The organism is Streptomyces flavotricini (assembly GCF_020639365.1).
GTDB classification, from domain to species: Bacteria; Actinomycetota; Actinomycetes; order Streptomycetales; family Streptomycetaceae; genus Streptomyces; species Streptomyces flavotricini.
Map to the genome: position 1 here is coordinate 906,458 of NZ_JAINUL010000001.1, position 9,905 is coordinate 916,362.

At 72.8% G+C, this 9,905-nt stretch carries 7 protein-coding genes; 4 read left to right on the forward strand and 3 right to left on the reverse strand.

All coding sequences use genetic code 11. The annotated features are described in order from the left end of the window. Nucleotides 1–1,482, reverse strand: a complete 1,482-nt coding sequence (locus K7B10_RS04435; protein WP_229334624.1) for an ATP-binding protein — start codon at nt 1,480–1,482, stop codon at nt 1–3. Between the two features lie 718 nt (nt 1,483–2,200). Here K7B10_RS04435 and K7B10_RS04440 point away from each other — a divergent pair. After that, nucleotides 2,201–2,938 carry a DUF1775 domain-containing protein gene (locus K7B10_RS04440; RefSeq protein ID WP_229334625.1) on the forward strand — a complete coding sequence of 246 codons (738 nt, stop codon included), beginning with the start codon at nt 2,201–2,203 and terminating at the stop codon, nt 2,936–2,938. Between the two features lie 57 nt (nt 2,939–2,995). On the opposite strand, the gene K7B10_RS04445 is transcribed toward K7B10_RS04440, so the two are convergent. Beyond that, complete coding sequence (locus K7B10_RS04445) at nt 2,996–4,855, reverse strand: copper resistance CopC/CopD family protein (protein WP_229334626.1); 1,860 nt, start codon at nt 4,853–4,855, stop codon at nt 2,996–2,998. Nucleotides 4,856–5,142: 287 nt separating this feature from the next. On the opposite strand from K7B10_RS04445, the gene K7B10_RS04450 reads away from it, so the two are divergent. Beyond that, the gene (locus tag K7B10_RS04450; protein WP_051805376.1) at nt 5,143–5,682 is read left to right on the forward strand and encodes an EF-hand domain-containing protein; all 540 of its coding nucleotides are present in this window, start codon (nt 5,143–5,145) and stop codon (nt 5,680–5,682) included. Nucleotides 5,683–5,867: 185 nt separating this feature from the next. Continuing rightward, nucleotides 5,868–7,484: an NAD(P)/FAD-dependent oxidoreductase gene (locus tag K7B10_RS04455; RefSeq protein WP_229334627.1), complete on the forward strand. Its 1,617-nt coding sequence runs from the start codon at nt 5,868–5,870 to the stop codon at nt 7,482–7,484. A gap of 269 nt (nt 7,485–7,753) precedes the next feature. Here the strand turns inward: K7B10_RS04455 and K7B10_RS04460 are convergent, their stop codons facing one another. Continuing rightward, nucleotides 7,754–9,040, reverse strand: coding sequence for an MFS transporter (locus K7B10_RS04460; protein WP_229334628.1), 1,287 nt, complete (start codon nt 9,038–9,040; stop codon nt 7,754–7,756). A 93-nt stretch (nt 9,041–9,133) separates the two neighbouring features. On the opposite strand from K7B10_RS04460, the gene K7B10_RS04465 reads away from it, so the two are divergent. Further along, nucleotides 9,134–9,793, forward strand: coding sequence for an MSMEG_1061 family FMN-dependent PPOX-type flavoprotein (locus tag K7B10_RS04465; RefSeq protein WP_229334629.1), 660 nt, complete (start codon nt 9,134–9,136; stop codon nt 9,791–9,793). Nucleotides 9,794–9,905 lie beyond the last annotated feature (112 nt).

A 9,905-nucleotide genomic window follows, 5' to 3' on the forward strand; every position in this document is an offset into this window, starting at 1 on the left:
TTACTCATCCTCATCTGATGGCTCGGGATGGACGGAAGGGCCGGTACCCGATCTCTTGTCACCGTTGAACGCCTCCCACATCAGGCCCGGCTGCCGGGGCGCGCCGGCCGTTCCGGGGAAGGGCGCCGGGGCGACGGGGGGTTGGGGGGCCGTGCGGACGACCGGCGTGGGGACGGGTGACTCCCGCCGGCGCTGCGGCAGCCCGTTCGCGGTCTGCCGGGCCTCGACGGGCTCGCGCGGCGCCGTCGGGCTCGGCCCGATCGGAGCGACCGTACGCTTCGGCACGAACGGCTGGACCTTCCTGGGCTGTTGCTCGACGGTGGTGATCAGGCGCCTCGGGACGAGCACCACGGCCCGTACGCCTCCGTAGGCGGAGGGGCGCAGATCGACCTCGAGGCCGTTCTCGCGGGCCAGCCTGCTGACGACGGGCAGGCCGAGCTGCGTCGCCTCGCCCAGGTCGGCGAGTTCCAGGCTGGAGGCCCCCTGGGCCATCACGCGGTCGATGCGCTGCCGGACCTCTTCGGTGAGGCCGACCCCGCGGTCCTCGATCTCGATGGCGATGCCGGACGGCACCTCGCTCGCGCTCACCTCGACCGGGGTGTGCGGCGGCGAGAAGGTCGTGGCGTTGTCGAGCAGTTCGGCGAGCAGGTGGATCAAGGGCTCGGCTCCCGGACCGATGACGGCGACCTCCGTCACCGACTGCAGCTTCACGCGGGGATAGTCCACGATGCGTGACATGGCGCCGCGGAGGACGTCGTAGAGCGGGATCGCCTTCGACCACTGGCGTCCGGGGCGGGCGTCGCCCAGGACCGCGACGCTGGCCGCGAGGCGCCCGATCAGGGCGTTGCGGTGGTCGATGGCCTGCAGACCGTGGGAGACGACGATATCCGTGCCGTGCAGGATCTGCATGTCGTGGAGGTCCTTGGCGAGCTGATGCACGATCGCCTGAACGCGGCGCGCGATCGCCACCAGGGCCCGCTGGGAGGAGTCACGCGTCTGCTCCTCGGCCTCCACCGCCTCCAGGAGGGTCCGCAGAGCCGCCCGGAGGGCTTCGGCGAAGTCGCCGTCGAGATGGTCCCCGAACCTGACGGCCTGCAGGATCTCCGTGGCGGGGTCACCCTTCTGCATGCGCGCGACGGCCGCGGGGAGCAGCTCTTCGGCGAGCCATACCGTGGTGGCCCGTTGGTCGGCCAGGCGCCCGAAGAGTGCCGCTTCGCGCTGCGCGTAGTACTGCTGGACGTCGGCGGTCATCCGCGCGTGCCGGGCCCGCTCCGCCGCGCGCGCCCGGCGCGCCGTCTCGGCCGAGGTGATGGCCGTCAGAACGACCGCGACGAGACCGCACCAGGCAACCGGCGTATGTATCTGCGCGGGGACGAAGATCAGCGCTATGCCGCAGGCCCCGGCCAGCAGGCCGGGCGGGATGAGCCATGCCGGAGCCGCTGCGCGTGGCAGGCCTCCGGGGGTTGAACCGGTACGAACCATCGGGGGGTCCCTAAACAGTCTGGAATGAGTGGACTGGGGGTGGAGCGGTGCGGCGGCGGGAGCGGTCGGGCCGCCGTACGGCCGAGCGCGGGTGAGGGCACGGGTGCCCCCGACGGGTCGGTTCGAGATCGCATCGGTGGTCACGCCTCCTTGCGGCCAGGCCTTCATCCGCGCGCGACACGGCATTCGGTCACTCACTGTGAGTGCAGCGCAACACGCAGGGGAGAATAGTCAGTTCGGGTACACCATGTGACCTTGCTGGAGCGGCAACCGACGGGTTGACCGACCTGGAACCGCAATTGATCGATCCCTGTCATGACACGCGCCGCGGACGCATGGAATCGACCGCATCTGACGGCCTGGCGGCACCCGCTCCCGCCCCGAGGTCCGCCGCCTCCTTCTCCGGGGCTTCCGCTCCCGGGTCCGTCGGCACGGGGCCCGGTCCGGACATGTGCTCTCGTCACCGGCCCGATCGCGAAGGACCGCGGGCGCCGACCGCACGCCGCGGCGCTCGTCGCCACACCGGCGGAAGCCGTGCGGCAGCGGTCAACAACCGGCCACTACGGCTCCCCCGTTCAAGCGACACCCTCGAACCGCCGTTGACGGCTGTCCCGGCATGGGGGACCGCACAGCGGGAAGCGCCCTCGCCCACGACGAAACTGCTCCGCAATTGACAGTTGGAGCCGTGGGTGACCGGGTGCGGCGGATGATGGCCATCATGAACAGATCACGCGCTCGCCTCCGTCGCCTCCGGTTCCGCAGGCTGGGCATCTCGGCCGTCGGCGCCCTGGTGGTCGTGGGCGTGGCCGCCGGCCCGGCCGCCGCACACGCCGAAGTCACAGCCTCCGACCCGCGTGCGCTCGCCGAGAACGTGACGCTGTCCTTCACCTCCGAGGCCGAGTCGGAGACCGCCGGCATCGCGGAGCTGCGGGTGGTACTGCCGAAGGGCATCGCTCCGGACGCCCTGACCCTGAAGGACGCTCCGAAGGAGTGGAAGCTCACGGCCACCGCGGACGGGTACACGATCGGCGGCCCGGCCCTGCCCACCGGCACGGACGCCGAGTACAGCGTCACCGTGCGCCAACTGCCCGACGAGAAGTCCCTGGCCTTCAAGACCTTGGAGACCTACGGCGACGGAAAGGTCTCCCGCTGGATCGAAGTGCCCACCGACGGCGAGGAGGTCGACAACCCCGCCCCGGCGCTCGAGCTGAAGGCAGCGGCCCCGGGAGCCAAGCCGATCTCCCCCGGCCCGTCCCCGGCGCCGAGCTCCGCCGCCCCCTCGATCCGGCCGTCGACCGCGTCCTCCTCGGCGCCCGCCGCGTCCGCGGGCGCGCGGGCGACGAGCGCCGAGGGTGCGGGCAGCAGCACGGGAGCCGTAGGCGTCATCGCGGCCGTACCCGTGCTGGGCGCCGCCGGCGCCCTCTGGTGGATGCGCCGCAACCGCGGCCGGGCCTGACGAGAAGGGTCGTGCCGGGGCGGGTACCGGTCGGTACCCGCCCCGTGCGGCGGCCCACTACCTCGGCACCGACGTGACGCGGACCGTGTCGTGCACGGTGACCTGGTCGATGTCGGTGGTGCGCACCGTGATGTTCAGGGTCCACACGCCGGGCATGGGGAGCCGCAGGTCGTAGGCGGCCCAGTACCCCTTCTGGTCCTTGAGCTTGGCGTCGAGCGGGCCGATGCCGAGCTCGTCCTGGGTGAGCGTGAGGCGGAGCTCCGGGACGGCGGCGAGGCCGCCGTCAGAGGTGTAGACGACGGCTTCGACGGTGTTCTCGCCGACGCGGCCCGGCGCCAGCGTGATCTGCACCGTGCCCTGGTGGTTGGCCGTGCCCATGTCGAAGGGGACCGTGACCACCTTCACCCGCGGTTCCCCCGCGGAGGCCGCCGCCGCACGCTCGCCGGCGGCGCGGCTGGGCTGGGTGCCGGTGAGCACGGTGGTGATCACCAGGACCAGGACACCGAGCACGGCCTCGACGGTCACCATGCGCCGCAGGCTGCGCCGGTACGTGCCGGCCCCGAAGGGGGGCGGCTCGCCCTCGTCGCCCGGCGCGTCCCCGGCTGGTGCGCCGGGCGCGGTGCCGAGTTCCGTTCCCGCCGCGGGAGCGGGCGCGCCGACCGGCTGGGCGACCCGCACCCGCTCGGGGGCGGGCACCGTCGACACGTCCGTGGCCGGCGACGCCCCGCGGACGAGGCGGGCGGTCCAGCGGCGGGAGAAGGAGGCCGCCCACAGCACCATGACCACAGCGGCGATCTTCACGACGAGGGTCTTGCCGTACGACGTGGTGGACAGCGCTTCCCAGGAGCCGACTTGCCGCCAGGACTGGTACACCCCGGTACCGACGAGAACCGCGACGGCGCTGAAGGCCAGCGTCGAGAAGCGGCCGATCGCGGCCGCCGGGACCTCCCGGCCGTCGGATCCCCGGCGCCTCAGGAGGAGCAACAGCGTGACCAGGCCGCCCAGCCAGACCCCCATGGCCAGCAGGTGCAGAGCGGCGACGGGCATGGCCAGCGCCACCTGGATGCCGGCGGAGGCGTGTTCCGCGGCGGCCCACGTGACCGCCAGGGCCGCGGCGAGCAGCGCGCCGACCAGGCGGCCGCGGACACCGGGGTCGGTACGGTCCGGGCGTCGGACCGACCTCCTGAGGAACACCGCGGTGACCGCCAGGAGGACGAGCCGTGCGATCAGCGCGGCACCCGGCCGCCCGGTGACGGTCCCGCCCCACTGCGCCGGGTCGAAGGCCGAAGTCACCCCACCGGCCGTCTCGTACGGGCCGCGCAGCAGCAGCATGACCACCGTGGACGCCGTCAGCGCGGCCCATCCCACCACCAGCAGCCTGCGCACCGGTCGGACCGCTCCCGCTGCGGGCCAGCACACGAGGACGAACGCGGCCGCTCCGACGAGGAGGGCCAGACCGCTGTAGGCGACGTAGCGCAAGACCCCGTACAGGCGTCCGACCGCCGTGTCGTCCGGCGATCCGGTCGCCACCACGGCGGCGGTCTCGGACGGCGCGCCGATGGAGAAGACGAACGCGCCGGAGATGGGGTGGCCGTCGGCGGAGACGACCCGCCAGGCCACCGTGTAGGTGCCCTGGGGCAGCTTGCCGGACAGCTCCACCCGTGCGGTGTCGTCCTTGCCGTCCACGTGCTGGGCGGGACGCGGGTTCACCCGCTCGTTCCGCGGCGACAGGACCCTCAGCGAGTCGTCGGAGAAGCCGACCGACTCGGTGAAGGTGAGCGTGACGTACCGCGGCTCCGTCTTCAGGACGGTGCCGTCCGCGGGATCGGAGCCGCTCAGTCCGGCATGCGCGAAGGCCGGTCCCGCCCCGCCGAGGAGCAGGGCGAACAGGGAGGCGACCAGCGCCAGGACGGTCAACGGCCTCCTCGCGGGAAGCGATCCACTGGACATGAAGGCACGGTCTCCGAAGCGGCGGTGATGGAGAAGTCCGGACGTTAGTGCGGCCGGCCACGGGATCGGGCTGTTTGAGCAACTTCGGCTAAAGACCGCGCGGAGGGCTCGACTCGGGCCGTTTTCCCTGTATGGCCGTCAGGGCGACGGTCACGAGGACCGCCGGCGGAATGCACCGAGGTCACGGCATGTGGTTTCCTGGACCCCGTCTCGCACCGTGACGAGGCGACCACGTAACGTAAGGGGATGGTGTCGTGAGCGTTCTGGACATCAAGCTGGAGCGGGCGTTCGACGTCTTCGACTCGGACCGCGACGGGCGGCTCGTGAAGTCGGACGTCATCGGCCTCTCGGACAAGCTCGCCGAGTCACTCGGCTACGCCCCCGATGCCGTGGACGGGCTCCGCAACTCGCTGGCCGACCTGTGGGACACCGTCTTCCACAAGATGGACAAGAACGACGACGGAGCGGTCGACCGGCAGGAGTTCCGGGCGGCGTTCCGCGCGCGGATCGTCACGGACCAGAACCGGATCTGGGAACGGATCAGGAACATGAGCAACGCCTGGACCGAGCTCGGTGACCGCGACGGCGACGGCATGCTGAGCCGCGAGGAGTACACCGACCTGCTGCACGGCATGTTCCGCCTGCCCCGGGAGACCTTCGAAGAGGCGTTCAACCAGCTGGACATCGACGGTGACGGGCAGTTGAGCCGCGACGAGATCAGCTCCGCGATGAAGGAGTACTACACGAGCGAGAACCACGCGGCACGCGGCAACCAGTTCTTCGGCCGCCTCTGAGCGGCCGGGCGCAGGGGGGAACCCCGCGCCCCCCTGCGCCCCGCCCGCCTCATCGCCTCTCGAACGTAACCGAACCGAACCGAACCGACCTGGCCGATCCGGCCGATCGAACCGATGCGCCTCGCGCCCCCGCTCGCCGAACGCGGGCGGGGCCGATCTCCCAAGACCTGCCTGGAGGACCCCTGATGGCCAATGCCGCACTGCCGGTGATCGTTCTCTCCGACCCCGATCCGCTCCGCCGGCACGAGACGGCCGAGCTGGTGCAGAGCTGGTACCGGCACTCGTTCCGGGTGCTGCAGGTCGGGGGGCCGGCGGAAGTGGTCCGGGCGCTGACGGCGCTGGCCGACCGGAAGGTACGGGTCGCGGCCGTCCTCGCGGACGAGGCACCCGACTCCGGCGCCGCGCATCCCGGCGTGCGCTGGCTGCCGTTGACCGGACACTCCGGCGCCGTGCCCGGTGCCCGTACCGACACGGACGCGGGCGGCGGGGCGGCCCGGGGCGAGGAGAGCCCTGCCGAGCACCTTCGCGGCGCGCTCGACGACTCCCTGTGCACGTGGAGCGCCGACTGCCAGGGGGACCTGCCCACCGCCGAGGTGCGCGGCAGCCGCTTCTCCCCCGCGGCGTACGCGGTGCGCGACTTCCTCGGGCGCAGCGGCGTGCTCTTCCGGTGGCTGCCCGAAGAGGACCTGCGGGAGGCTGCGGTGACGGTCCGGCTGGGCGACGGCACCGAGATGGTGGACCCTCCGATCAGCGCGCTGGCCGAGCGGCTCGGCCTCATCCGGCCGGCCGGGCAGGACCACTACGACGTCGCGGTGATCGGCGGTGGTCCGGGCGGCCTGTCCGCGGCGGTGTACGCCGCCGCCGAGGGCATGAGCGTGGTGGTGATCGAGGACGACGCGCCCGGCGGGCAAGCGGGAACGACCTCGCGGATCGAGAACTACCTCGGATTCCCCGTCGGACTCACGGGCGGCGACCTGGCCCAGCGCGCGTTGCAGCAGGCGCAGCGGGCCCGCGTCGAGTGGCAGCCCACCCGGGTGGCCGGGCGGGTGACCCCGACCGGCAAGGGCGGCCACACCGTCGATTTCGTCAAGGCCGGCACCGAGGAGTCGGCCTCGGTGACCGCGGCCGCCGTGGTGGTCGCGACGGGCGTGGACTGGAACCGCCTGACGGCCCCCGGCGTCGACCGCCTCCTCAATTCCGGCGTGTACTACGGGTCGTGCCTGTCCGACGCCCCTTCGACCGCCGGGGAGGACGTGTACATGGTGGGCGCGGGCAACTCCGCCGGCCAGGCCGCCCTCTACTTCGCACGGTACGCCCGCTCCGTCACCCTGCTCGTACGCGGCGACGACCTCGGCACGTCCATGTCGAACTACCTGGTCCAGCGGATCGAGCGCACTCCGGGCCTCCAGGTCCTGCTGGGCACCGAGGTGGCCGAGTGCCTCGGCGGCTCGACGCTCACCGGACTCAGGCTGAGGAGCCGCCAGGGCGGGGAGCGCACCGTCACCGCGCACTGCCTGTACGTCCTGATCGGCGGCCGCCCGTCGACCACGTGGCTCGGTGACACGCTGAACCTCGACGACCGCGGGTACGTCCTGACCGGCAGCGGCGGAGCCGCCCCGGACGCGCTGCCGATGGAGACCAGCCTGCCCGGCGTGTTCGCCGTGGGCGACGTGCGCTCCGGTTCCGTCAAGCGGGTCGGCGCCGCGGTGGGCGAAGGTGCGGCGGTGGCCCAATCGTTGGTCGAGTACCGGCGCCGGCACCCGGAGCGCTTCCAGGACGCACGGGTGTCCTGCGGCTTCTGACCCGAACGCCCGGCCGGGCCTGCCGCCACCGCCCGCACGGTGGCGGCAGGCAAGACCCTCGAGATCAGCAACTCCAGCAAGGACAACGGGGCACCCGTCCAGCGGTGGGAGCACGCCTCCGACCGTCCTTCGCCACGCAGGGCTGGTCCATTGACCGGCTCTGCGGACGGCCCGGGACACACCCGTCGGCCGGCCCTTCCCGCTGAGGCGGCGAGGGCCGGCCGACGGCGTCCGTGGTGGCGGAGGGCCGGGACGTCGGAGGTCACGGGTCAGGCCGGATCCGTACGAGAGCGCCCGGCGGTGTGGGCCGGCTCAGTACGAGAGCGCCCGGGGGCGTCGGCCGGGCTCGGGGAAGGGCCCGCGGCGGATCCCGAGGAGGGCTCCAGGTTGCGCATGCGGCCGTAGGCGTACACGCAGCCCGCGAGGGCGAGGTCGGACAGGAGCATGAAGCCGATGGAGTACGAGCCCTTCGCACTGTAGACGGCGCCCATCAGCAGTGGGGGGACGAAGCCCCCGAGGCCGCCCACGGCGCCGACGATGCCGGTGACGCTGCCGACCCGGTCCTGCGGCGTCACCTGCGAGACGAGGGCGAAGACGCTGCCGCCGGCCGCCCCGAGGCCGGCCGCCATGAGGAGCAGGGCGAGGGTGCCCAGCGGGTACAGCGGGGGATCGAAGGCCTGGACCACCGCGAAGAGCGCGACGAGGGCCAATGCCCCGGCGGTGACGACGGCCGGGTGGAACCGGTCCGACAGCCGGCCCCCGACCGGTCGGCAGGCGACGGTGACCAGGGCGAAGCCGGCCGCTTTGGTGCCCGCGTCGGTGGGCGACAGCGCGTACCAGGTCTTGAGGTAGGTCGGGAGGTACACGCCGAAGGCGACGACCCCGCCGAATCCGATCGCGTAGAGGGCGGACAGCTCCCAGGTGACCCGCAGCCCGGCCGCGCGGCGCAGCCGGACGGAGAGCGGGGCGGTGGGCACGGGCCGGTCGGGGCGGTCGGTGATGAGGAAGGCTGCGGCGACGGCGAAGACGGCCAGCGCGATCGCGACGACGATGAACGGGAGGTTCTCGCCGTGCGCCGCGATGCGGGGGGTGAAGTAGCCGGAGAGGGCGACGCCTCCCGTGCCCATGCCGAACACACCGAGGGCGAAGCCCCGCCGGCGGGGCGGGAACCAGGAGTTCACGAGGGGCACGCCGATCGCGAAGGTGGTCCCGCCCAGACCGAGGAGGAACCCGGCCAGGAGGATCCCGGCGTAGCTGTCCCGGGTGGGGATGAGGAGCAGCACCGGGACGATCGTGAGCGCCGCGACCAGCGGGAAGACGATGCGGGCGCCGTAGCGGTCGGTCAGTGCGCCGGCCGGGATGCGGCCGAGCGATCCGACCAGGACCGGGACGGCGACCAGTACCGACAGCTGGAAGTCGGTGAGGCCGAGGCGGGCCTTGTAGTCGGCCGCGAGCGGGGCGATGAGGTCCCACGCCCAGAAGGAGAGGGCGAAGCCGACCGTGGCGACGGCGAGGTTCCGGTACGCCCCGGCGGGAGGTTTCGCATCCGTCTGCATCCCGCCAGTCAAGGCGAAATCGTCCGGCCCGTCGCCCGGACTGGGCCATCAGTGGCAAGGTCGACCGCCGGTCGGCTCGATAGGGTCGCAGGCATGACGACACCTCTTGCCGGCAGTGCCTTCGACTCGCTCCGCCTCGACGCCGTTCCCGACCGGGAGGCCTTGCGCAGGGCGTACGCCCTCCCCGGTGACGCGGCCGTGCGCAAGCAGATGCGCGAGCTCACCGCACACACCCGGCGGCTGATCGGCTGCTCGTCGCTGGTACTGGTCGCCAGCGCGGACGCCGAGGGCAACTGCGACGTCTCGCCGCGGGGCGGCCCCGCCGGGTTCGTCGCCGTCCTGGACTCACGGACCGTGGCGATACCGGACGCGACCGGCAACAAGCGGCTGGACACCCTGCAGAACGTCATCGCCACCGGACGGGCCGGGCTGCTGTTCGTCATCCCCGGGCGGACCACGACGCTCAGGGTGAACGGCCGGGCCTGCGTCTCCACCCGCCCGGAGCTGCTGTCGCGGCTGACCGCCGTGGGCAAGCCGCCGGCCAGTGCGCTGGTGCTGGGGATCGAGGAGGTCTACCCGCACTGCCCCAAGTCGCTCCTGCGCAGCGGCGCCTGGAAACCGGAGCAGTGGCTGCCGGCGGACGCCCAGCCGACCTCGGCCGAGGTGACCCTGGCCCAGCTGCGGATGCCGGAGCTGACGATCGCCGACGTCGAGCGGGCGGAGGCGGACTCGCTCAAGTACCGGTACGAGTAACGGGCCGATCCGCTCCGAAACGGGTCCCGCCGCTCATCGCCGCGGCCGCGGGGTGCGGCGGGCATGGCGGGCGGCCGCCAGGTCGAGCACGTCGTCGGCGGCGACCGGGGCG

Excerpts from the sequence above, each read along its gene's own strand:
- K7B10_RS04435 (WP_229334624.1), bottom strand. The coding sequence starts at position 1,482 with ATGGTTCGTACCGGTTCAACCCCCGGAGGCCTGCCACGCGCAGCGGCT.
- K7B10_RS04440 (WP_229334625.1), top strand. The coding sequence starts at position 2,201 with ATGAACAGATCACGCGCTCGCCTCCGTCGCCTCCGGTTCCGCAGGCTG.
- K7B10_RS04455 (WP_229334627.1), top strand. The coding sequence starts at position 5,868 with ATGGCCAATGCCGCACTGCCGGTGATCGTTCTCTCCGACCCCGATCCG.
- K7B10_RS04460 (WP_229334628.1), bottom strand. The coding sequence starts at position 9,040 with ATGCAGACGGATGCGAAACCTCCCGCCGGGGCGTACCGGAACCTCGCC.
- K7B10_RS04465 (WP_229334629.1), top strand. The coding sequence starts at position 9,134 with ATGACGACACCTCTTGCCGGCAGTGCCTTCGACTCGCTCCGCCTCGAC.